Source organism: Paracoccus sp. MBLB3053 (assembly GCF_031822435.1).
Classification (GTDB): Bacteria; Pseudomonadota; Alphaproteobacteria; order Rhodobacterales; family Rhodobacteraceae; genus Paracoccus; species Paracoccus aurantius.
In genome coordinates this window covers 1,004,879-1,025,847 of record NZ_JAVQLW010000001.1, presented here as the reverse complement: position 1 = coordinate 1,025,847, position 20,969 = coordinate 1,004,879, and the positions used below count along the sequence as shown (strand labels likewise).

The 20,969-nt window shown below is 63.2% G+C and carries 22 protein-coding genes and 2 tRNA genes; 7 read left to right on the top strand and 17 right to left on the bottom strand.

All coding sequences use genetic code 11. The annotated features are described in order from the left end of the window. Window positions 1-92: 92 nt before the first annotated feature. Window positions 93-1,187, bottom strand: coding sequence for a THUMP domain-containing class I SAM-dependent RNA methyltransferase (locus RGQ15_RS05155; protein ID WP_311159156.1), 1,095 nt, complete (start codon window positions 1,185-1,187; stop codon window positions 93-95). A 254-nt stretch (window positions 1,188-1,441) separates the two neighbouring features. On the opposite strand from RGQ15_RS05155, the gene RGQ15_RS05150 reads away from it, so the two are divergent. Continuing rightward, window positions 1,442-2,236, top strand: a complete 795-nt coding sequence (locus tag RGQ15_RS05150) for a VOC family protein (protein ID WP_311159155.1) — start codon at window positions 1,442-1,444, stop codon at window positions 2,234-2,236. 93 nt (window positions 2,237-2,329) lie between these two features. On the opposite strand, the gene RGQ15_RS05145 is transcribed toward RGQ15_RS05150, so the two are convergent. The 6 genes from RGQ15_RS05145 to RGQ15_RS05120 form a co-directional block, all read right to left on the bottom strand. Further along, window positions 2,330-3,088, bottom strand: a complete 759-nt coding sequence (locus RGQ15_RS05145) for an iron ABC transporter ATP-binding protein (RefSeq protein WP_311159154.1) — start codon at window positions 3,086-3,088, stop codon at window positions 2,330-2,332. Further along, window positions 3,085-4,038 carry an iron chelate uptake ABC transporter family permease subunit gene (locus RGQ15_RS05140; protein WP_311159153.1) on the bottom strand — a complete coding sequence of 318 codons (954 nt, stop codon included), beginning with the start codon at window positions 4,036-4,038 and terminating at the stop codon, window positions 3,085-3,087. The genes RGQ15_RS05145 and RGQ15_RS05140 overlap by 4 nt, the downstream gene beginning before the upstream one ends. Beyond that, window positions 4,031-4,984, bottom strand: a complete 954-nt coding sequence (locus RGQ15_RS05135; protein ID WP_311159152.1) for an ABC transporter permease — start codon at window positions 4,982-4,984, stop codon at window positions 4,031-4,033. Before RGQ15_RS05135 ends, RGQ15_RS05140 begins: the two co-directional genes overlap by 8 nt. Next, window positions 4,981-5,874, bottom strand: coding sequence for a siderophore ABC transporter substrate-binding protein (locus tag RGQ15_RS05130; RefSeq protein WP_311159151.1), 894 nt, complete (start codon window positions 5,872-5,874; stop codon window positions 4,981-4,983). Before RGQ15_RS05130 ends, RGQ15_RS05135 begins: the two co-directional genes overlap by 4 nt. Window positions 5,875-5,975: 101 nt before the next feature. After that, window positions 5,976-6,767, bottom strand: a complete 792-nt coding sequence (locus RGQ15_RS05125) for a metallophosphoesterase family protein (protein WP_311159150.1) — start codon at window positions 6,765-6,767, stop codon at window positions 5,976-5,978. Continuing rightward, window positions 6,764-7,801 (bottom strand): diacylglycerol/lipid kinase family protein, encoded by a 1,038-nt coding sequence (locus tag RGQ15_RS05120; protein WP_311159149.1) that lies wholly within the window; start codon window positions 7,799-7,801, stop codon window positions 6,764-6,766. The genes RGQ15_RS05125 and RGQ15_RS05120 overlap by 4 nt, the downstream gene beginning before the upstream one ends. Window positions 7,802-8,070: 269 nt before the next feature. On the opposite strand from RGQ15_RS05120, the gene RGQ15_RS05115 reads away from it, so the two are divergent. Genes RGQ15_RS05115 through RGQ15_RS05105 form a run of 3 tightly spaced genes read left to right on the top strand, consistent with a single transcriptional unit; the run spans window position 8,071 to window position 10,687 of the window. Beyond that, complete coding sequence (locus tag RGQ15_RS05115) at window positions 8,071-9,267, top strand: isochorismate synthase (RefSeq protein WP_311159148.1); 1,197 nt, start codon at window positions 8,071-8,073, stop codon at window positions 9,265-9,267. Continuing rightward, window positions 9,267-9,923, top strand: a complete 657-nt coding sequence (locus RGQ15_RS05110) for an isochorismatase family protein (protein WP_311159147.1) — start codon at window positions 9,267-9,269, stop codon at window positions 9,921-9,923. Before RGQ15_RS05115 ends, RGQ15_RS05110 begins: the two co-directional genes overlap by 1 nt. Next, the gene (locus RGQ15_RS05105; protein WP_311159146.1) at window positions 9,914-10,687 is read left to right on the top strand and encodes a 2,3-dihydro-2,3-dihydroxybenzoate dehydrogenase; all 774 of its coding nucleotides are present in this window, start codon (window positions 9,914-9,916) and stop codon (window positions 10,685-10,687) included. Before RGQ15_RS05110 ends, RGQ15_RS05105 begins: the two co-directional genes overlap by 10 nt. Here the strand turns inward: RGQ15_RS05105 and RGQ15_RS05100 are convergent. Both RGQ15_RS05100 and RGQ15_RS05095 read right to left on the bottom strand, forming a co-directional pair. Further along, complete coding sequence (locus RGQ15_RS05100) at window positions 10,684-10,926, bottom strand: phosphopantetheine-binding protein (protein WP_311159145.1); 243 nt, start codon at window positions 10,924-10,926, stop codon at window positions 10,684-10,686. The genes RGQ15_RS05105 and RGQ15_RS05100 overlap by 4 nt on opposite strands. A gap of 11 nt (window positions 10,927-10,937) precedes the next feature. Further along, window positions 10,938-12,575, bottom strand: coding sequence for a (2,3-dihydroxybenzoyl)adenylate synthase (locus RGQ15_RS05095; RefSeq protein ID WP_311159144.1), 1,638 nt, complete (start codon window positions 12,573-12,575; stop codon window positions 10,938-10,940). A 321-nt stretch (window positions 12,576-12,896) separates the two neighbouring features. Between RGQ15_RS05095 and RGQ15_RS05090 the strand changes: the two genes are divergently transcribed. The 3 genes from RGQ15_RS05090 (at window position 12,897) to RGQ15_RS05080 (ending at window position 14,563) form a co-directional block, all read left to right on the top strand. Then, window positions 12,897-12,971, top strand: a tRNA-Gly gene (locus RGQ15_RS05090). A 174-nt stretch (window positions 12,972-13,145) separates the two neighbouring features. Then, on the top strand, window positions 13,146-14,420 hold the full coding sequence (locus tag RGQ15_RS05085; protein WP_311159143.1) for a class I SAM-dependent methyltransferase: 1,275 nt from the start codon (window positions 13,146-13,148) through the stop codon (window positions 14,418-14,420). A 69-nt stretch (window positions 14,421-14,489) separates the two neighbouring features. Further along, window positions 14,490-14,563: transfer RNA gene (locus tag RGQ15_RS05080), tRNA-Cys, on the top strand. Between the two features lie 114 nt (window positions 14,564-14,677). On the opposite strand, the gene RGQ15_RS05075 is transcribed toward RGQ15_RS05080, so the two are convergent. The 8 genes from RGQ15_RS05075 to motA all read right to left on the bottom strand — a co-directional run bounded on the left by RGQ15_RS05075 (window position 14,678) and on the right by motA (window position 20,968). After that, the gene (locus RGQ15_RS05075) at window positions 14,678-14,950 is read right to left on the bottom strand and encodes an I78 family peptidase inhibitor (protein WP_311159142.1); all 273 of its coding nucleotides are present in this window, start codon (window positions 14,948-14,950) and stop codon (window positions 14,678-14,680) included. Window positions 14,951-14,953: 3 nt separating this feature from the next. Next, window positions 14,954-15,289, bottom strand: a complete 336-nt coding sequence (locus tag RGQ15_RS05070) for a hypothetical protein (protein WP_311159141.1) — start codon at window positions 15,287-15,289, stop codon at window positions 14,954-14,956. 233 nt (window positions 15,290-15,522) lie between these two features. Continuing rightward, window positions 15,523-15,897 (bottom strand): hypothetical protein, encoded by a 375-nt coding sequence (locus RGQ15_RS05065; RefSeq protein WP_311159140.1) that lies wholly within the window; start codon window positions 15,895-15,897, stop codon window positions 15,523-15,525. Further along, window positions 15,894-17,003 carry a flagellar type III secretion system protein FlhB gene (gene flhB / locus RGQ15_RS05060; protein WP_311159139.1) on the bottom strand — a complete coding sequence of 370 codons (1,110 nt, stop codon included), beginning with the start codon at window positions 17,001-17,003 and terminating at the stop codon, window positions 15,894-15,896. Before flhB ends, RGQ15_RS05065 begins: the two co-directional genes overlap by 4 nt. Continuing rightward, window positions 17,000-17,755 (bottom strand): flagellar biosynthetic protein FliR, encoded by a 756-nt coding sequence (locus RGQ15_RS05055; RefSeq protein ID WP_311159138.1) that lies wholly within the window; start codon window positions 17,753-17,755, stop codon window positions 17,000-17,002. Before RGQ15_RS05055 ends, flhB begins: the two co-directional genes overlap by 4 nt. Beyond that, window positions 17,752-19,827: an FHIPEP family type III secretion protein gene (locus RGQ15_RS05050; RefSeq protein WP_311159137.1), complete on the bottom strand. Its 2,076-nt coding sequence runs from the start codon at window positions 19,825-19,827 to the stop codon at window positions 17,752-17,754. Before RGQ15_RS05050 ends, RGQ15_RS05055 begins: the two co-directional genes overlap by 4 nt. Beyond that, on the bottom strand, window positions 19,824-20,105 hold the full coding sequence (locus tag RGQ15_RS05045; RefSeq protein ID WP_311159136.1) for a hypothetical protein: 282 nt from the start codon (window positions 20,103-20,105) through the stop codon (window positions 19,824-19,826). The genes RGQ15_RS05050 and RGQ15_RS05045 overlap by 4 nt, the downstream gene beginning before the upstream one ends. Then, entirely contained in the window at window positions 20,102-20,968 is an 867-nt protein-coding gene (gene motA / locus RGQ15_RS05040; RefSeq protein ID WP_311159135.1) for a flagellar motor stator protein MotA, read from the bottom strand. Before motA ends, RGQ15_RS05045 begins: the two co-directional genes overlap by 4 nt. Between the last annotated feature and the right edge of the window lies 1 nt (window position 20,969).

Genomic DNA, 20,969 nt, shown 5'->3' with positions numbered 1-20,969 from the left:
AGCCGGCCGGCACGCGGAACACGACCGTCGGCGGACGGTCTGCCGCCCGCGCAGCTTTCACCGCACCGCCGATCCCGAGAGATGTCCGGGACCTAAAGCGGCCCGGTCTGCCAAAGGCGGACCTTCAGCCCGCCATGCGCCACATATGGCCCGGGCTCCATGAACGGCAGCCCGGTTGCGCGGGCCAGCTGGGCATCGCTCGTGACGATGCCGACCCGCCAGCCCTTGAAACGTTCGCGCAGCACCTCGCCCATCGTGGCATGAAGTCCGAAGAGCGGTCCCTTGTTGCCGATCCGCGCGCCGTAGGGCGGGTTGATGATGACAAGGCCTGGCGGTCCTTCAGGACGCTCCAGATCCGCCAGCGCGAGCGTCTCGAACTGCACCCGGCCGGCCAGCCCGGCGCGGTCGGCATTCTCGCGGCTCATGCGGATCGCGCCCGGGTCGCGGTCGCTGCCAAAAAAGCCGATCTCTGTGCGAGGCTTGGCTGAGGTGGCGCCACGCAGCCTTTCCCATGCCTCGGGGTCGAAGCTCACGAAGTCTTCGAAGGCAAAATGGCGTAGCCTGCCCGGCTTCAGCCCCGCCGCGATCTCGGCCGCCTCGATGACGAATGTGCCCGAGCCGCACATCGGGTCCAGCACCGGCTCGCGCCCGTCGTAACCGCATTGGCGAAGGAACATCGCGGCCATGGTTTCGCGCATCGGCGCCTTGCCGACGGCCTGCTTGTGACCGCGCTTGTGCAGCGACTCGCCCGAACTGTCGAGACTGATGGTGCACAGGTCGTCTTCGATCCGGACCTTGACCGTGACCGGGGCGTCTTCGGCGATGGTCGCGCCCAACTCGTCCCTGAGCGCGGCTTCGATCCGCTGGCTGATTGCCCCGGCGTGATAGATGCGCGACTTTCGGCTGCTTGCCTCAACCTTCACGGGAATATCTGGGCGCAGGAAATCGGCCCAGGGAAAGCGGTGCGCCCTCTTGTCGAGCTGTGCCGGGTGCATGGCCCGGAACGAGCCGATCCGGGCCAGAACCCGGGTGGCGCCGCGAATTTCCAGATTGGCGCGCCAGACATCGTGCCACCCGCCGGTAATGGTCACGCCTCCGGGCTGGATCTGGGGCGCATAGCCAAGGGCGCGCGCCTCGTCTGCCAAAGGGTCCTCAAGCCCCGGCGTCGCCACCAGAAAGATTTCCATGCGGGACTGATCCGCAGCGAGCGGCGCGGCTTCGGGCTTCTGGGCAGGCGCGGGCGGCGCCGACCGGCGGGGCGGTTTGGTTCTTGGCTTCATCTTTTCTTGGCAAAATGGGTTCCGCATCATGCTCTGAACCCGGCCGGAAGGCAATCGGCGCAAATTGTCGCCATATGGGGGATATAATCCCCGGAATTGAGCCCATAATCACACATAAAATCGGGGCCTAAGTTCCAGTCGACAGCAAAAAGGAGATCATCATGGCAAGCAGTGACGCCCCCATTCAGGTCGGCCGCGTGGCGCTGACCGTCAAGGATATTGCCGCGGTTGGCGATTTCTACCAGCGCATCATCGGATTGCAGCGCCTGTCTGGCAGCGGTGAGGAACTGGTGCTGGGCGTGGACAGGACACCACTGCTGGACCTGCGTCAGGACAAGTCCGCACGCCATCGCCCGAACGAGGCGGGGCTGTTTCACACCGCCTTTCTGCTTCCCGACCGCGTCGCCCTGGGAAGCTGGCTGCGTTTTGTCGCAGAACAACGGATCGGGCTCGACGGTGCTTCCGATCACCTCGTGAGCGAAGCGATCTACCTGCATGATCCAGAAGGCAATGGCATCGAGGTCTATGTCGATCGTCCCCGCAAGGATTGGCGCTGGCACGGATCGGAAGTCGAGATGGACACCAAGCCGGCGGATCTGCAGGGGCTTCTGGATCTCGGCGATGACGGCTGGACGACCGCGGCCACGGGCACGGTGCTGGGTCACGTTCATCTTCAGGTCGGGGATGTTGCCCAGGCCGAGGATTTCTACATCAATGAGCTGGGTCTTGACCGCACGTCCCATCGCTTCGGGGCAAGTTTCTTCGCCAGCGGCGGTTACCACCACCATCTCGCCGGGAACATCTGGAACAGCCGTGGCGCGGGCAAGCGCAGCAAGGGCGCGACCGGCCTGTCCGAGATCGTGCTGAAAGCCGATCCCGATGCGCGGGCAGCGCTTGGCGGGACCGACTTTGTCGACCCATGGGGCACCCGGATCAGGGTCGAACCCAAGGTGTGAAGCCGCGACCAGGGGCCGAAGGCACCCCGCTGGCACGACCCCTCGATGGGGCCGGGCCAGCGTGCCTGCACCAGGAAATGCGGGCCCAGGGACTCAGACGTGATGCAGGATCAGCGGTCGGCCCTGGTGGCTGCTGACAGCAACGGGGGTGTCGTAAAGCATCGAGAGCACATCCTCGGTCAATACCTCGCCGGGGCTGCCCTGCGCGACGATGCGACCTTCCTTCATGGCGACGACGTGATCGGCCCAGGCGGCGGCATAGTTGATCTCGTGAATGACGGTGATGACGCTTTTCCCGGCCTCGCGCACCAGCGTGCCAAGCCGGGCCATGAGGCCCCGCGCATGGGCCATGTCGAGATTGTTCAGCGGCTCGTCCAGCAAGAGCCATTCGGTTTCCTGCGCGACGGTCATCGCCAGATAGGCGCGCTGCGCCTGCCCGCCCGACACCTCGTCCAGAAATCGTCCAGAGAGCCCGGTCAGCGCGAAATCGACAAGCGCCGCCTCGACGATGCGTCCGTCCTCGGCCCGCGGCCTGCCGCGGTGATGCGGCCAGCGACCAAAGGCGACGAGTTCGCGCAACCTCAGCCGGCTTGCGACTGCCGTCTGTTGGCCCAGCACGGCCATGCGCCGGGCCAGCGCCTCGGTCGGAATTCGACGGATCTCCTCGCCATCCAGCGTGATCGAGCCGGTCTGCAGCGGCTCCAGCCGCCCGATCAGGCGCAACAGGGTCGATTTGCCCGCCCCGTTCGGGCCGATCAGCGCGGTCATCGCGCCCTGCGGCAATTCGATGCTGATATCCTGCAGGATCGGCGCGCCCTGGATGGCATGGGACAGATTGGAAACTCGGATCATCTGATACGCCCCCGGATCAGAAGGAACAGGAAGAACAGGCCACCCGCGAATTCGATGACCACCGACAGGAAGCCGGCCTGACCCAGCAGCCTCTCGAAGACGAACTGGCCAAGCACCAGGGTGATTGCGGCGATCATCGCCGCGGCGGGCAAAAGCAACGCATGGCGGGCGCTGCGCATCACGCCATGCGCGATCCCCGCGATGATCAGCCCGAAAAAAGTCACCGGCCCGACAAGCGCGGTTGCGACCGCAACCAGAACCGCGACCAGAGCCAATGCCACGATCACGACCCGGCCATAGCGCAACCCCAGGGGCACCGCGGTCTCGCGACCCAGCGCCAGCACGTCAAGCCGATCGGCCAGACGCCACGCCACAACCGCCGCCAGCATCGTCAGGATGAACGCCGCGGGCAGCAGGCTCGCGTCGAACTTGCTGAAGCTTGCAAAGCTGGCCTGTTGGACAACCGCGTATTCATTCGGGTCGAGCACCCGCCCGACAAAGGCGTTGATCGAACGGAACATGATCCCCAGAATCACCCCGGTCAGGATCGTGCGGGGGATGTCCCGCACGCCCTGGCCCAGCAATGTCCCGAACAGAACGGTGGCAAGAAGGGTCAAGACAGCGACTTCGCCCAGGAACTTGCTCCAGACCGGAAGTGCGGCGAAACCAGATATGCCAAGCGTCGCCACCAACAGGGTCTGGATCAGCATGTAAAGCGCATCGAACCCCATGATCTGCGGCGTCAGCACCCGGTTCGCGGCGACCGTCTGGAAGATGACGGTCGAAAGTCCCGTCGCGATGCCGACCAGAACAAGACCCGCCAGGCGCTCGGCCCTCAGGTGCAGGATGAAGCCCCGGGCCTGTCCCGCAGGCAATCCCTGGAGCAGCCACAGCGCGCCAAGGCCGACAAGCGCGGCCGCGAGCAGGCCTAGCAGCATCCGACTAGGCATGGGCGGGCCTGCGATAAAGCAGCCAAAGAAAGATCGCCGCGCCGACGACGCCCAGAACCGTGCCGACCGGAATTTCGTAGGGATGGCGGACCAGCCGCCCGATCAGGTCGCAGGCCAGCAGCAGGACCGCCCCCCAAAGCGCCACCACGGGGATAGATGCGCGCAAGTTGTCGCCCATGACGCGCGCCACGAGGTTCGGAACAACCAGCCCGACAAAGGGAATGAGCCCGACGGTCGTGATGACCATCGCGGTGACGACAGCGACGACAGCAAGGCCAAGCCGCATCACGTTTCCCGGTGACAGGCCAAGTCCCGTGGCCACCTCATCGCCAAGGCCAAGGATGGCGAAGCGGTCGGCCGCGAACCAGGCCAGCGCGGCAGCGATGCCGGCAACCCATAACAGCTCGTAGCGCCCGGCAATGACGCCCGAGAATTCGCCCGACAACAGCCAGCCGTTCACGTATTGAAGAAGATCGGTCTGCCACCCGATAAAAGTGGCGACCGAACCGATCACACCCGACAGCACGAGCCCCGCGATCGGCACCAGCATGACCTCGCGCAGGGGCAGGCGACGTATGATCCAGACGAAAAGCGCCGTCCCGGCCATGGCCGCAAGAGATGCGGCGATCATCCTGGCCCAGACCGGTGCAGCGGGGAACAGCAAGGTGATCGCCAAAAGACCCAGCGCCGCGCTTTCGGCCGTTCCCGTCGTCTCGGGCCCGACGAAGCGGTTGCGGACCAGCGCTTGCAGGACGACACCCGCGACCGCCAGAGCGGCCCCGGTCAGGATGACGGCCAGGGTCCGCGGCAGCCGGGATTCCATCAGGATCAGTGCGGCCCAGGGGTCCTCGACGGATGAAAGGATGCTGACATTGGCCGCACCGACGGTCAGGCTCGCGAAGCTCAGGACGACCAGCACCACTAGCCCCGCTGGCAGAGGTCTCATTTGGCTGTCAGGGCCTCGGCCAATTGATCAAGAAGAGTCACGGTCGCTGTGTACCCGCCTGCGGCGATATAGGCGTCGGCAGAGTTCAGGTAGACGACATGACCGGATTTCCAGGCCGTCGTGCCTTCGATCAGCGGGCTCTTCAAAGTCGCTTCGGCGGAATCGCCCTGCTCGCCGATGGCCGCGCCGCGATCGATGACGAACAACCAATCGGGATTGGCCTCGGCCACGAATTCATGGCTCACGGCATCGCCGTGATTGGCGGTTTCGATCTTGCCGCTGGCCTCGGGCATTCCGGTCGCTTCGTGAATCCAGCCAAAACGCGATCCCGTGCCATAGGCCGCGAGCTTGGGGCCATTGGTCATCAAGACCAGCGCGGTGCCCTTGTCCCTTCCGGCCTGGCCAAGCGCAGAGACCTTCTGGTCAATCGTCGCGAGCAGCTCTGCCGCCTTGTCCTGCCGGTCGAAAAGCCTGCCGAACGCGTCGATACGCGCCCGCGCATCCGCGAGCAGATCGGTGCCGATGGTCATGTCGATCGCCGGCGCGACCTGTTCGATTGCCCCTTTCTGCGCCGCCGAGCGGCCGCCCACGATCACCAGATCCGGCGCAAGCCCGGCAAGGGCCTCAAGATTGGGCTCGAAAAGCGTGCCGACCACCGTCGCGTTCCCGGAGAGATTCGAAAGGTGTTTGACATAGAGCTTGTCGGGAATGCCGGCGGGCTCCACGCCCAGAGCCGTCAGGGTATCAAGGGCGGGGATGTCGAAGACCGCGACCTTCTGCGGCGTGCTGGAAATCCTGACGTCGCCAATTGCGGTCGGAACCGCGATTTCGGATGCGCTGACCGCAACCGTCGAGAAAGCGAGAAAAGCCGAAACTACCAAGGCGCGCATCACCGGAACTCCTTAATGCCCAACTGCCGGATATTGACCGTGCCGGGCGTAGCCGCTGGCCGTGGCGAGGTCCAGTGAAAACTAAGCTAAATAGTCAGGATCTATTGGCAGGGCTGCCACAGCCCGTTTGTGCGCACGAAGCGCAGCAACTCCGGCGGCCTGAACCCGGTTTCGTCCATCGGCGCAACATGCCGTTCCACAAGAAGTTCCTCGTCCCGAAAGTCGAGCACGGCGAATTCGTTCTGCCGGTCATCCTCGCGCGAACAAAGCGCCGTCCCTGCCTGAAGCTGAAGCAGCGGCCGACCTTCCGGTCCCAGAAAAGCGCCCGCGAACCACAGATGAAGATGACCCGTCAGAACGACATCGACGCCCTTCAGTTCGAACAGCGCCAAGGCCTCGGGCGCGCCGCGCATCAGCGCCTTGTCGACCTCGGGGCGCTGCTGCATGGGATGATGCAATGCGACGATGTTATAGCATGACGGATCGACGTGATCGGTAACGCGCCTGACCTGTGCAGCAGTCAGCACGCCCCGCTGCCAAGCCATCGGATCTACGCTGTTCACGCCCTGCACGCGCAGGTTTCCGACATGGCCTATGGGTTCAAGATTATCGGCAATGGCACGTCGGTAGCGGCGATAGGGCTGCATCATCCGGTCGGTAAGACGATAGAGCGGGATGTCGTGATTGCCCGGAACCGCCACCAGGGGCGCTTCGATCCGGCGCAGGAACTCGGCCGCCTTGCGATACTGCGCCGAACGGCCGCGATGGGTCAGATCGCCCGTGACCACGACCAGATCCGCACCGGCTGCATTCACTCGATCAAGCAGCGGCTCGACAAGGGCTTCCCGTTCGTATCCGAAATGCAGGTCGGAAAGATGCAGTAGCCGTGTCATCCCTTGCCCCGCCCCCCGGCATCGGCATGCACGAGAACCGCAAGGTCGTTCTTGCGAACCCGGACCTGAAAGGGCGAATCCATCCAGAGCTTCTCGCCGTCATGGGCCACGTATTCGTGCCGAGGAAAGGTTTCGAGCTCGATTTCATCGGCTGCGATCATGTCGAAATCTTCGTATCGGGCCGATTTTCCGAATGCCAGACGAAGTGCCGCGCGCACCAGGGGGCCTGGCCTGCGCGCCCGCGCGACCAGCAGCGCGACGCGACCTTCGCGGATGGCATCGGCGCCTTCGAGACCGAAAGTTTCCAACTGGTAGGCGCTTTTCGCGACGAAGGCGAGCGCCGTGGTGAATTTCCGTTCGGTGCCGCCCGTGCGCACCGTCAGAAGAAGCGGGCGCCGAAGGTTCCACAGCGCAACGACTGCAGACCAATAGGCCGCGACGCGAGACCGGCCCCATCTGCGATAGATGCTCTCGCGTCGCTTGAGGATCTCGGGATAGGCGCCAAAGCTGACATTGTTGAGAAAGATCAGCCCGTTCATCTCACCGACATGGATGCGGCGCAACTCGGGGGCTTCAAAGATGGTAAGCGCTTCGTCGACGGTTTCTCCCACCCCGATATCGCGGGCGAAGTAATTGAACGTGCCGCCGGGAACCGTGACCATCACCGCGCCGCTGCCGGCGACGGCGCTGGCGACTGCTGCCTGCGTGCCATCTCCGCCCGCAGCGACAATTAGATCGAACCCATCGGCAACGGCATCCCGAGCGATGGCCAGAAGATCATTGCCCTTCTTGATGCGGCGGAATTCCAATTGCGCCACGCGACCATCAAGTGCCTCGCGCAAGCGTTCAGCGATGCTCTCCCCCGCTTGCCGCCCCGAGCCCATATTGACGATCACGCAGACCCTTGCCCGCGCCAGATCGTACGGTTCCGCCCCATTCTCCATCGCATCCTCGGTCTTGTCAGATCCCGGAGCCAACACCCGATCAACCCTGCGGTTCCAGCGCCGACGCCACGCCGAGCGAAACCCCGCCACGCTGCCTTGAAATCCTGACTAATTTACTTGAATTTGTTTGGATCGTCTGACAGTTTGCGCGCGGGAAGCCAATCGGCGGGACCCAGGACCCGCTTCCTTCGAACCTTACAGCCGTGTCCGGCAAAGCTCGAAGCGCCACCCGGAACTCGTTTTCATCAGGGGGGCAGTCCCGCATTTCGGCAGTTCGACCGACGCAGCTTGCGTCATTCGCGCTTCGGGCCTTGCGGCAGGCGATCAAGCGGCTGCGTTTCAAATCGACAAGATCTTCCATGAACAACCTATTTGCAAAGGCATCCGAGGCCGTGCCCAAGATCTCGGCCCAGTCCATCCGTTTTTCGTTCAAGGGCGCGACTGGGCATATCGTCGGTAACGGCGTTGCCGACCCGTTGCCGCGCGGGCGCTCGGACACGCTGATCGAGCGGATCGAGCGGGCATGCGCGAATACCTCGCCCGACACGCTGATTGGCGGCGCCCTGCCATTCGATCCCGCCGAAGCCGACTGTCTTTGGTGCGCGGAGCCGGCGCGACCCGCGGCATGCGACCGGGCAGAGGCAATCGCGACACAAGGCTACAGCATCGCCGCCGAACCCTCGGCCGAGGACTTTTCCGCATCGGTGGCCGTCGCACTGGAAAGAATGCGACGAGACAACGGGTGGCCCGGCGGTCTGGAAAAGGTCGTCCTGGCCCGCAGCCTGCTGGTTCAGGCCGCCAGCGAAATCCCGCTCGATGCGCTTATGGCGCGGCTTGGGGTCGATCCGGCAGTCACCGCCTTCCGGGTCGCCCTTCCCTGTCCCGAGGGGCGCGAGCGCGTCCTGTGCGGTGCGACACCCGAACTTCTGGCAAGCAAGAACGACGCGACGGTCATTTCGCATCCGCTTGCGGGATCGGCCCGCCGGGCGACCGACCGGACCAAGGATCGCGCGGCCGGAAACTTGCTGCTTCGCTCGGACAAGGACCGGCGGGAACATGCGCTGGTGGTCGAGGCGATCATGGATCGGCTTGCCCCGCTATGCACCCAACTTTCGGCGCCCGAAGGCATGACGTTGAGCGCTACGCAAAGCATGTGGCACCTTGGCACGCGGATCGAAGGCAAGTTGAGCGATCCGACGATTCCTTCGGTCGTCATTGCATCGCTTCTTCACCCCACCCCGGCCGTCTGCGGCACGCCTGTCCCATTGGCCCGCGAAGTGATCCGGGCGATCGAGCAGGTGCCGCGCGGCTTATATGCCGGTGCAGTCGGCTGGAGCGACGCAAAGGGCGATGGCGCCTGGTATGTCGCCATTCGCTGTGCCGAGATCAGCGGCAGTACCGCCAGGCTTTTCGCCGGGGCCGGAATCGTTCCGGGCTCGGACCCACGATCCGAAACGATCGAGACAGGCGCCAAGTTCGGCGCCCTGCTTGCGGCGCTTGGCCTGCCGGCCGATGCCGCACTTGAAGGCCTTGTCCAGAAGAACGGAGAGACTTGATGGCCCTGCCCGGCATCCCCGCATATGACCTGCCTCGCACCAGCGAATTGCCTAAGGCCCGCGGCCCCTGGCTGCCGCAGCGAGACAGGCTTGCGCTGCTTGTCCATGACATGCAGCGCTATTTCTGCCGTCCTTTTCCCGCCGGAAGTCCGCTTGCCCCGGCCATCGACAATATCGCCCGGCTGATCGGCTCGGCGCGCGCGGCGGGAATTCCCGTCTTCTATACCGCTCAAAAGGGAAACCAGTTCCGCCCCGACCGGGGCCTTCAGGCCGATCTGTGGGGACCAGGCATGAGTGCCGCCCCCGAGGATCAGGACATCCTGCCCGAGCTTGCGCCGGAAGGTGACGATATCGTCCTGCTGAAGCATCGCTACAGCGCCTTCCAGCGGTCGAATCTTGAACACCTGATGCGGGCACGCAGTCGCGATCAGCTCATGATCTGCGGGATCTATGCCCATATCGGCTGCCTCGCGACCGCAGTCGAAGCATTCCAGCGCGATATCGAGACGTTCGCCGTCGCGGATGCCCAGGCCGATTTCAATCGCGACAAGCACGACATGGCGATGGGCTGGATCGCGGCCACCTGCGGCGTGCCCTTGAACACGGACGCGGCCCTGGCGGCCATGAAAATCAAGGACGGAAAAGCATGCGCCTGAGCGGTTTTCAGAATACGCTGACCATCGTGACCGGCGCGGCGGGCGGAATTGGTCAGGCCGTCACGCGCTTGCTGCTGGAAGCGGGCGCGCGGGTGGTAGCAACCGATACCGAGGCGGCACTGGCCTCCTACGAGGCTCCTGCCGGTGCGTCAGTAATGCCCCTTGACGTTCGCGACGCCGAGGCGGCCGAAGCGCTGGTTGCCACTGCCGAAGCTGAGCACGGCCCCCTGGGCCTTGGCGTCCATGCCGCCGGCGTGCTGGCGGTCGGTCCGTTGCTGGACCTGCCGGACGCGGAGTGGCAGCGAGTCATCGACATCAATGCCACCGGCAGTTTCAACGTCACCCGCGCGCTGGGTCGGGCCATGGCACGGCATGGCCGGGGCGCGATCGTTTCGGTCAGTTCGAACGCTGCCGGAGTGCCGCGCCTGAACATGGGGGCCTATGCAGCCTCGAAGGCAGCGGCAACAATGCTCATCCGTTGCCTCGGCCTGGAACTCGCGGGCAAGGGCGTGCGCTGCAATATCGTCGCCCCCGGATCGACCCTGACGCCGATGCAGACCGGGATGTGGACCGAAAAGGATGGCAGCGGCGAACGCGCGGTGATCGAGGGCAGCCTCGAGGCGTTCCGGACCGGCATTCCGCTGAAGAAGATCGCCACACCCGAGGATATTGCGGCGGCAGTGATGTACCTGCTGTCCGATCAGGCCGGCCATGTCACCATGGCCGACCTGTATGTCGATGGGGGGGCGACGCTGCGGGCCTAACGCCGCGCCGCAATCAGCGCCCACCAGGCGTTCAGTGTGGGCTCGCGCGCCAGTTCCTCGAAACTCGCCGCGATGCCCACCTGCTTCAGCTCTGCCGAAAAGGTCATCACCGCGATGGAATCAAGCCCGTAGAGAACAAGATTCTCGGCCGGGTCGATTTCGCACTCGTCCTCGATCATCCGCCCGACGCGCTCGGCCAGCCATTCGGGGCTGAGCTCGGTTTTTTCAAGTGTGGTCATCCGGGGTCCTTTCAGGCGTTTTCATTGACGAGGCTCTCGCGCAGGCGGCGCTTGTCGATCTTGCCGACCGCAGTCAGCGGCAAGGCACTTACAAAGCGGAAGCGATCGGGAAGCTTGTATTCCGCGATGCCCAATGCCAGCAGGTGGCGCCGCAACGCGGGCGGGCCAAGCTTCTCGGAGCCATCGCGCAACACAAGAAAGGCGCAGCTCTTCTCACCCAGATGCGCATCCGGGGTCGCGACAAGCGCGGCATGGGTGATATCGGCATGACGCAGCAGCAGGTTCTCGATTTCTTCGGCCGCGATCTTTTCACCGCCCCGATTGATCTGGTCCTTGATGCGTCCGACGACGCGCAGATAACCGCTCTCGCGCACCACCACATCGCCGGAGTGATAGAACCCGTCGGCGTCAAAAGCGCGGGCATTGTGTTCAGGGCTGCGATAATAACCACGAAATGTATATGGCCCCCGCGTCGCCAGCGCACCGGGGGTTCCGTCCTGCACCGGATTGCCCGCTTCGTCTAGCACGCGTACTTCGTCATCGGGACTGATCGGGCGTCCCTGGGTCGCGAAGACCAGTTCGGGCGGGTCATCAAGCCGGGTATAGTTCACCAGCCCTTCGGCCATCCCGAAGACCTGCTGCAAGCGGCATCCCAGGAGCTCGGGCACGCGGCGCGCCGTCGCCTCGGCAAAGCTCGCCCCACCGACGAGCATGAGGTCGAGACTGGCAAGTTGTTCCCGGCGGACCGGATCATCTTCGGCCAATCTCAGCCAAAGCGCGACGGCGGGCGGGACCAGAGGGACCATGGTGACACGCTCGGCCGCGATCAGATCGAAACATGTCATCGGTTCGGGGCTGGGAGCCATCACCACCGTTCCGCCGGCATGGAACACCCCCAGAGCGCCGGGCGAACTGAGCGGGAAATTGTGCCCGGCCGGCAGGGCGCAAAGAAAGCGCGTCTCGGCCGTCACCCCACAGATCTCGACGCTGGCGCGAATGCTGTAATCATAATCGTTATGGGTTCGCGGGATCAGCTTCGGCGTCCCGGTGCTGCCCCCGGAGAGTTGGAAGAAGGCGACCTCGTGGGGAGGTGTCGGAGCGGAATTTTCGGGCAAGGCTGGTCCCGGCGTCAGCCAATGCTTCAGTGAGATCGCGGGATCTTCATCGTCCAAAAGCAGCAGCAGCCCGGCGCCAAGCCCGCGCAGCTCGTCTGCGAACTGATTGTCGCGAAACAGCTCATGCCCTCGCGAGCCGATGACAAGCGCGGGCTCGACCTGACGGAAGTATTCCGCCATTTCCATTCTGCGATGGCTGAACAGCGCGTTGACCGGAACGACCCCGATGCGAAGCAGCGCGAAGAAGACAATGTAAAGCTCGGCCAGGTTCGGAAGTTGGACCAGTGCGGTATCGCCATGGCCCAGTCCCGTTTCGGCCAGGCGCCCCGCCAGGTTTCGCGAAAGCGCATCCAGATCGGCATAGGTGAAGCGCCGGTCACCGCATATGATCGCCTCATGCGCCCCGCTTGCGGACAACTGGCCATCAAGAATGCGGGTCAGCGGGCGATCGATCCAATACCCTGCATCGCGATAACGTGCCGCGAGATCCTGCGGCCAAGGCGTGAAATCGACCATCGAACTTGCTGTCCCCATGAATGCCGTCCCGAGTTCGGGATCAGATGACCGCTTGACGCGGATTAATAGTTTAGTATTTCTATCTGGCTTTCTCTCTCGAAGCAAGTCTGGGTCCGACGCGTCAGCTCGGGCCCAGCAGATTCGGGCCTTCAGATGCGGTCCTCTCCTGGATCGCAAATCGGAAAGACGTTGCCTGGCACCCGACCTTTCGCCTGTGCTGACGCAATCGGAAAAAAGTTCACAATTTTTTTCGTGTTTGTGCTTTTTCCTCTTGCGCCCCCCGGCAGCCTCCCATAAATGACCGCTCACCGGCGGCGAACGAAGCCAACGGTACGGAGTGCGGGCGTAGCTCAGGGGTAGAGCATAACCTTGCCAAGGTTAGGGTCGTGAGTTCGAATCTCATCGCCCGCTCCAAAAAATCCTTCGGGAAACAAAGCAAAGCGGCCTTCGGGCCGCTTTTGCTTTTTCAGGTCGGTGGATGGCTTGCTGAGCTGAAGACTTGACCGGCCGGGCGACTCTCGGATTTATTTATTCCTCGTATGGCAGAGGAGGCTCTGCGCCGCCTCCAAGTGCTTGACGAGGTAGGCCATGACTGCCCTGGACCATGTAATCGAAAGCAGGCTCGAAACCCTGGCAGTGCCGCTGCGTATCCGGCTGCCCTCGGGAACGACGCTGGGGCCCGCCTCCGCCAAGGTCGAACTTGCCTTCGCGGACCTTGCCCCGCTTGCCGCAATGGCCAGCGGCAACCTGGGCGCAGTGGGCGAGGCGATCGTTGCTGGCCGGGTTTCCGTCCTGGGCAGCATGCGCGACCTGATGGCCGCCGTCGCCGCACTAATCCCGCAGCAGCGCAGGCGGGGAAAGCCGCCCACCTGGAAGCTTGCGCTACGGCGCATCAATTCGGTCCGCCGTCACAATCGCGAACGCGACGCGGCACAGATCCGTTCGCATTACGATGTCTCGGATGAATTCTACCAGATGTGGCTTGATCCGCTGCGGGTCTATTCCTGCGCTTACTTTCGTGACCCGCAGATGACCCTGGCCGAGGCCCAGGTCGCCAAGCTCGATCATATCTGCCGCAAGCTCGACCTGCGCGAAGGCGAACGTTTCGCCGACATAGGCGCAGGCTGGGGTGGCTTGCTGATGCATGCGGCCGAGAATTACGGGGTGAAGGCGACAGGCATCACCCTGTCGAAAAACCAGTTCAATCACGTCTCTCGCATGATCGATGAACGAGGTCTGTCGGAACGCGTGCAGATCCTGTTGTGCGACTATCGCGATCTGAAGCCCGAGGCGCCTTTCGACAAGCTTGCCTCGGTCGGCATGTTCGAACATGTCGGACGCGCCAATCTCACAACCTATTTTGGCTGCATCCGCGACCTGCTTCGACCAGGCGGCCTGGCACTCAACCACGGAATCACCGTCAGCGGGCTCGGTCATGGGGATGTCGGTGGCGGGATGGGTGATTTCATCGAAAAGTTCATCTTTCCGGGCGGCGAACTTGTCCATGTCAGCCGTGCCATCAGCAGCCTGTCGGGCGTCGGCCTGGAAATGCTGGATGTCGAAAACCTGCGGCCTCATTACGCGCGGACATTGTGGTCATGGTCCGACCGGCTCGAGGCATGCCTGCCCGAGGCGGAATCGATTCTTGCCCGGGATCGCGCGCCCGAGAACGCTGCCGAGGTGTTGCGTTCCTACCGCCTCTATCTTGCCGGATGTGCGCTGGCATTCACCGAAAGATGGGTTTCGCTGTACCAAATTCTGATCTCGCGGCCGGGCCCGGGCGATGAAATCCCCGGCCTGCCGGGGTCGGACTCGGCCTATCCCTTCCGAAGGGACTACATGTACCGCCCCGGCCAACGTTGACGCGCAGGCAACATTCCCCGTCTTGCGCCGCGCCGCCGAAGCGGCTAAACCCCCACATGCTACGGCAACGGCGGGTTGGCGGAGAGGTTACGCAGCGGATTGCAAATCCGTGAAGACCGGTTCGATTCCGGTACCCGCCTCCACATTTCTTCTCGAATATCTCTCGATTGACGCATGGCCCGCGGCGATCATGGCTGCGGTTGACGTCGTGGCAAGGGCGTCGGAATTCTGTCGACGCCCTTGCCCGTCTTTCAAGGTCAGTAACAGCCCAGCCGCGCGATGCGATCGTCCGCTCCGATCTCGACGTTGAGGCGGGTCGGACGAAAATCCATCGTCACAGCCTGCTTTGCGCCGATCACCCGCGAACCTTCGGGCAGGTCCACCTGCTCGAGAACCGCGCGCGGCTGACCCACCAACCCGCGCAACGCCTCAGCCCCGCAGTCAACCTTTGCATCCGCAGAGGAAGCAACGTTGGTGCAACCGGTCAGGGTCACCAGCGACAGCGCAAGGAGCGCGGCAACGGGATACATCGATCAGCCGCAGTCGATATTGTAGATGTTGCCCGAAGCATCCAGCCGGAAAACGATCCGGAGCGGGTCATACTCCTGCGGTTCGATTCCCCGGAATTCGACGACGCGATAGTCGCGCGTGACCCCAAGGCTGGGGATGATCGAACCCGGCTGGCCCAGCGCCGAGACGTAGCTCTTTGCCTTGCAGGCGTCGGGCTCGCGCGATTCGAGTCCGCTGACCCCGGCAACCGGGACCATGGGAACCGGATCGACGACTGGCATGGTTTGAGGTGCGGGCGTGGACGGGGCGCAAGCGGCAAGCGGGGCCAGAGCGGCAAGGAAAACGAGGGGTCGGATCATCGCAAAGGTTATCCAGCATGATGAGAGAAGAAAACGAACCCACATCATATGCGGGCGGACCCGGAAGTTGAAGCTTGCCCCTTTTCTGTGGTCAAGGGGGAAGCCGAGACAGGGCGGACACGGGGCCGTGATCTGCTTTGACCGATCAGCGAAGATCGCGCTTCGCAGATGAGGCGGCGCGAGCGTTCCGCGCAGCCGGGCAGGAAATGCCGAGGATTTATCCTCAGGCGGGCTCAACGGGGCTTCGTTGGCGTTTCCTTGCGCACAGATGCCTTGCCGATCGCCTCGATGGCCGTCTTTCTGCCGAATTCCCGCACGGCTGATTGCCTTGCCTCGTGGTAGCTCGGCAAGATCTTTTGCAGGTCTTGTTCTGCCTGAACCAGGGAACGACTGCACTCTCCTGCCAAAGCATTGGCCAGTCGCGCCGCCTCGACCGAAAAAGCGTGATCGGTCTGATAATTGGACCGCAGTTCACGCTCGAGTCCCTCGATACGTGCACGCGCCGCCTCGACATGTGCCAAGAGGGCGGAAAAGCGCCGCATCTCAAGATCGGATCGAAGGCTGGCCAATCTGGCCAAGCCGGAAAGTGACTTTCCTGCCCTGCTCACTTCCTGTCCCTTTTTCTTTCGGCTGACGACCCGCCCCAGCCTTCGCGCATCTTTTTCCGCATCGCTTCGGCAAAGCGGATCGCCGCAGCGACGGGGGCAAAATGTTCGTGCTGGACTTCTTCGCCGATCCCGACCGTCGCATAGAGCGCCCTGGCGCAGGGTGGGTCGGACCAGATAGGCACCTGATTTTCAAGCGCACGCTCGCGGATCTTGAGGGCGATCTGGTCGACACCCTTCGCCAGACAGACAGGCGCCCGTCCGCTTCCGCGTTTCCATTCAAGCGCGACTGCATAATGGGTCGGATTGACGATGACGACATCCGCCTTTTCGATATCCGCGAGCATCGAGTTCAGCACGATGTCGACGGCCTTCTGCCGACGAGCCGAGCGCATATGCGGATCGCCCTCGCTTTCCTTGAACTCGTCCTGCATCTCTTTGCGCGACATCCGCTGACGGGTGAGAAATTCGTGCCGCTTCCACAACAGATCGATGAGCCCAAGAACAAGCCCCGTGCCGATCGCGAGTTGCACGACACGTTCCACGATGAGACGAAGCCCGGCCACCCATTGCAGGTCAGACATCGCCTCGGCGCTGAGCACCCGGCCGAGCAGCGCCGCATAAAGCAGCCACCCTCCCGCTCCGACCAGCACAACCTTGAAAAGAGAGATGGTGAAGGAGGCAAGCCCGGAACGACCGAATTTCTGCGCCGCATTCTTGACCGGGTTGATCCGGTTGAAATCGGGCATCAGCTTCTTGGGTGAAATGACGATTGCGCGCTGCGCGATCAGACCGACAAGGACCGGCAATGCGATAATCGCGGCGCAGGCCACACAGGCAAGCCCCGCATGCCCCGATAGCGCGCGCGCCATATCCATCGTGGATCGGCCGCGTCCATCGGGCCAGGGCTCGGCACCGAGCGCGCGTGCTGCCATCGCCAGCCAGGACGGAGCGGCCCAGTTTGCAATGAAAAGCACGGCTGCCCAAAGCCCCAGATAGGACAGTGCCGAATTCAATTCCGTCGCCCGAGCAATGTCGCCCTGTTCCCGCGCGCGGCGGAGCTTCTGTTCAGAGGCTTCGTATGCCTTGTCTTCGTCCTGATCGCTCATGGTCGGATGCTTATCATCACGTCCAGAACCGCCTGGGCCCAGATCGAAAGGATTGCGGGGGCAAGAACGACAAGCGCCAGCAATGCCATCAAGATCGCTGCCGGGGCCGCCACGAACATGACCGGAAGCGCAGGCATCGCCTTGCTGACTATCCCCGACAGGAGTTGGAACAGCAATCCGCCAAGAATGAAGGGGGAGGCCAACAGCAAGGCCAGGATGAAGGCGCGACGCAAAAGCCCCAGCACATGTGGCACAAGTTCGGCAATTTCAGGCCAATGGCCTATCGGGCGCAGTGAAAGGCTTTGGTGAAGAAAATCGCAAAGCAATTGCGGATAGCCAAGCGCCATCAGGAGGGCGATGCCGGCCAGGTTGAGGATATTGCCGATCGGATGCGGGGCGAATTCGTTTGTCACGCCGATGATCTGGGACAAGGAAGCCGTCGCCGCGATGGCCGAAGCCGTTACATCCAGACCCATGGCAAAAATGCGGACAATCCCACCCAGGACCAGACCGGTCACGATCTCCGCGCCACATAGCAGGGCAAACGGCAGCAGTTCGATGTCCCCTGGCATGCGCGACCGCTCACTCAAAAGCGGCGTGATGGCGAGTGCAAGCGCGACCCGGACACGCAAAGGCACGACCTGCATCGAAAAGCCTGGCATGACCAGAAGGCAGGCCTGGACACGACAATAGGTCAGGAAAGCGACCAGCAGGATCGGCGCGAGGCCCGAAGGGATTGGCAGCTCGATCATGCTGCGACGGTTCCCGCCAGGCGCACACGTGCAGCCGGGTCTATTTCGTCGAGCCCCATGACCGGCATCGCGATGCCGCACGATCCGAGCATCATCCGGACAAGCCGCCGGCGGTGATCGGGAACCGCCAGCACGGCATCGCTCGTGGCGGGAAGCGAGGAAGTCGCCTTCTTGACCGCATCCGCCAGCCTGCGCTGCAATTGCGGCATCGGCGCAGAACCGGTTCGACCTGCCTCGGCTTCGGCGCGCGCCAGCTCTGCTTCCCAATGGGGGTGGAGCTGGAGGATCTCAAGATAGCCGTCCGGCGCCGAGAACTGTTCAGTGATCTGGCCCCGCAGCCGACGCCGCACCTGTTCGTAGACGGCATCCGGTGTCGCAGCCGCCCGCGCTTCATGCACGGCCTCGGTGATCAGTACGAGATTCCGGATCGAAAGCCTTTCCTCAAGCATGGCCCTGAGCACTGCAAGAAGCAGCTCGGGCGCCACCTTGTCGGGAACCATGCTGTCGAAGAATTTTTGATTGAGCTGGGCGCGATGCTCATCCGTGACGTTACATAGCTCGCGGATCATCCGCTGCATCGAGGTCATGGTCAGCAAGGCGGGAAGGTTGTTGCGCACCACCTCCATGAGATGGGTCGAAAGCACCTCCATCGGCACGACGACCGTGGCACCCGCAACGGCTGCTTCTTCCTGCTTGTCCGCCGAGATCCATTTGGCTGCACTATCATAGACCGGCTCGCGCACATCGTCACCCGGCAGGAGCCCGAGCGTGTCGGGCGGTCCAAGCGCCAGAATGGCATGCGGCAACAATTGTCCCTTGCCCCGCACGACACCCTGAAGGCGGATCACATATTCGCCGTCCTGAAAACCATTCCCGTCCGTGATCCGCACATCGGGCAGGATCAGGCCAAAGTTTCGCGCGATATGCAGCCGCAGGTTCGTGATCCGCTGCCCCAGTCCCCGCCCCTGGTCCAGCGCACTGACGATCAGCCCGGGGCCGATATCTATGCTGATTTCCTCGGTATCCAGCACATCGCCGATGCGCGCCGTCACCGGGACCGGCGCCGAGGCCGCGACAGGCTCGACGGGCGGGTCCGGATTGTCCTGCCGCCGCTTGATCGCCCATGCGGCAAGACCAAGGCCGAGGGACAGGCACAGAAAGACCGTGACCGGCATCCCGGGAACCAGCCCGACAAGCAGCATCCCCCCCGAGACGACGGCAGGCACCTGCCAATTCGTCACCACCTGCCGCGAAAGAAGTTCGGCCGTGTTTTCGGTAGCCCCACCGCGCGACAGCAGAACGGCGGCCGCCATCGATGTGATCAGCGCCGGGATTTGCGAAACAAGCCCGTCTCCGATCGTCAACCGCGAATATGTCGACAGCGCCTCGCCGATGGGCATCGAATGGACGACAACCCCCGCCGCAAGGCCAACGAGAAGATTGATGAGAGTGATGACAAGGCCCGCTATCGCGTCGCCCTTGACGAATTTCGATGCGCCGTCGAGCGATCCGAAAAAGCTGATCTCGTGCTGTTCCTGAACGCGGCGGCGCTTCGCCTCATCATGGTCGATCGCTCCGGAATTCAAATCGCCATCGATTGCAAGCTGCTTGCCGGGCAGGGAATCGAGAGCGAAGCGCGCCGAGACCTCCGCCATACGCCCCGAGCCCTTGGTGATGACCATGAAGTTCACGACGGAGATCACACCGAAAACCGTCAACCCGACCAGAAGCGAACCTCCGGCGACGAATTCGGCAAAGCCGTTGATGACCTGGCCTGCTGCCGCTGGGCCGTTCTGTCCGTCGGTGAGGATCAACCGGGTGGACGAGACATTGAGCGACAGGCGCAGCAGAAGCGACACGAGAAGCAGCAGCGGGAAGGCCTGGAAGTCGGTGGGCTTCTCGACCAGAGACGCCATGACGAGAGTGAGCGTCGCGACCGCGATAGAAAGCGCGATCCCCACGTCAAGCACCCGGGCCGGCATCGGCAGAACCATCGAAAGGACGATCACCACCAGCCCGCCGGTGATCGCAAGCGGGCGCAACGAAACCGAGTTTTGCGTCGTTTCTGTCAAGGGCCGGTCTCCGACGACAGGGCCGGAGCCAGCACGCGCTCGATCGTCCAACCCGTGCCCGAATAAAGCCCCGAGCGCCTCAAAAAGATGATCGCGCGCAGCCTTTCGGACGGTTCAAGAGCCTGAAGCCGCGCGTCCAGTCCTTCCGGCAGGTCATCCCCGTTGAGCAGCCATCCGGTCGCGTCCTTGATGAAGGCTGCCGCTGCATCTTCATTGCCCGAGGCCGGGGATGCCGCTGTCACCGTCAGGCTGGCAGAAATTAGCAGCGCCCCTATCACGACGCCCTCTTGAGATCGCGCAGCGCGTTTTCGAGATCACCGAAGCTCGGGCGAACATGTTCTGGGGCAGTCTGTCTTCCGACTTCGACGCAGAGGTTCGTCGCATGCTGGTGCAAACCGGCGACAAGCACCGATTTGATCACGTCGTAAAGGGCGTGATCCTGCTTCGTCACTGACTGCAGCCTGTGGGCAAAGGGGGCGACGATGGCATAGGCCAGAAAAACCCCCAGGAACGTCCCGACCAGCGCACCGCCGATCATGCCACCAAGCACCTCGGGTGGCTGATCGATCGAGCTCATGGTCTTGATGACGCCCAGCACCGCCGCGACAATCCCGAGCGCCGGCAGGGCATCGGCCATGCTTTGAAGCGCATGCGGGGCGTGCAGCGTTTCCTCCTTCATCAGGCCGATCCGTTGGGCCAGCATTTCCTCGACCTGATAGGGGTCATCGTAGTTGAGGCTGGCGGAACGCAGCGTGTCGGCAATCAGCGACACCACCTGCGCATCGGCAAGGAGCCTTGGGAACGCCTGGAAAACCGGCGAGTTGTCGGGGTCTTCGATATGGCTTTCAAGTTCCGCGGGATTGCTGCGCGCCATCCGCAAGAGCTGGAAAAGCAGGCATAGCACATCCTGCAGGTCCGTCTCATGCCATTTGGGCCCCTTGAGAGAGCGTCCAATCCCGCCAAGGGCCTGCTTGATCACGGATGTCTCATTCGACAGCAGGAACGAACCGACCGCAGCGCCGCCGATCATCATCATCTCGTAGGGCAGCGAATGCAGGATCACCCCCAGCTTCCCCCCGGCAAGGATATAGCCCCCAAAGACCATCGCGAAGGTCAGGACGATACCGATCATTCCAAGCATG

What these genes read in the sequence shown, in the direction of transcription:
- RGQ15_RS05085 (WP_311159143.1), top strand. Translation starts at nt 13,146, where the DNA reads ATGACTGCCCTGGACCATGTAATCGAAAGCAGGCTCGAAACCCTGGCA.
- RGQ15_RS05125 (WP_311159150.1), bottom strand. Translation starts at nt 6,767, where the DNA reads ATGACACGGCTACTGCATCTTTCCGACCTGCATTTCGGATACGAACGG.
- motA (WP_311159135.1), bottom strand. Translation starts at nt 20,968, where the DNA reads ATGCTTGGAATGATCGGTATCGTCCTGACCTTCGCGATGGTCTTTGGG.
- RGQ15_RS05095 (WP_311159144.1), bottom strand. Translation starts at nt 12,575, where the DNA reads ATGGGGACAGCAAGTTCGATGGTCGATTTCACGCCTTGGCCGCAGGAT.
- RGQ15_RS05135 (WP_311159152.1), bottom strand. Translation starts at nt 4,984, where the DNA reads ATGAGACCTCTGCCAGCGGGGCTAGTGGTGCTGGTCGTCCTGAGCTTC.
- RGQ15_RS05110 (WP_311159147.1), top strand. Translation starts at nt 9,267, where the DNA reads ATGGCCCTGCCCGGCATCCCCGCATATGACCTGCCTCGCACCAGCGAA.
- RGQ15_RS05100 (WP_311159145.1), bottom strand. Translation starts at nt 10,926, where the DNA reads ATGACCACACTTGAAAAAACCGAGCTCAGCCCCGAATGGCTGGCCGAG.
- RGQ15_RS05155 (WP_311159156.1), bottom strand. Translation starts at nt 1,187, where the DNA reads ATGGAAATCTTTCTGGTGGCGACGCCGGGGCTTGAGGACCCTTTGGCA.
- RGQ15_RS05105 (WP_311159146.1), top strand. Translation starts at nt 9,914, where the DNA reads ATGCGCCTGAGCGGTTTTCAGAATACGCTGACCATCGTGACCGGCGCG.
- RGQ15_RS05140 (WP_311159153.1), bottom strand. Translation starts at nt 4,038, where the DNA reads ATGCCTAGTCGGATGCTGCTAGGCCTGCTCGCGGCCGCGCTTGTCGGC.
- RGQ15_RS05055 (WP_311159138.1), bottom strand. Translation starts at nt 17,755, where the DNA reads ATGATCGAGCTGCCAATCCCTTCGGGCCTCGCGCCGATCCTGCTGGTC.
- RGQ15_RS05130 (WP_311159151.1), bottom strand. Translation starts at nt 5,874, where the DNA reads ATGCGCGCCTTGGTAGTTTCGGCTTTTCTCGCTTTCTCGACGGTTGCG.
- RGQ15_RS05075 (WP_311159142.1), bottom strand. Translation starts at nt 14,950, where the DNA reads ATGTATCCCGTTGCCGCGCTCCTTGCGCTGTCGCTGGTGACCCTGACC.
- RGQ15_RS05115 (WP_311159148.1), top strand. Translation starts at nt 8,071, where the DNA reads ATGAACAACCTATTTGCAAAGGCATCCGAGGCCGTGCCCAAGATCTCG.
- flhB (WP_311159139.1), bottom strand. Translation starts at nt 17,003, where the DNA reads ATGAGCGATCAGGACGAAGACAAGGCATACGAAGCCTCTGAACAGAAG.
- RGQ15_RS05150 (WP_311159155.1), top strand. Translation starts at nt 1,442, where the DNA reads ATGGCAAGCAGTGACGCCCCCATTCAGGTCGGCCGCGTGGCGCTGACC.
- RGQ15_RS05070 (WP_311159141.1), bottom strand. Translation starts at nt 15,289, where the DNA reads ATGATCCGACCCCTCGTTTTCCTTGCCGCTCTGGCCCCGCTTGCCGCT.
- RGQ15_RS05145 (WP_311159154.1), bottom strand. Translation starts at nt 3,088, where the DNA reads ATGATCCGAGTTTCCAATCTGTCCCATGCCATCCAGGGCGCGCCGATC.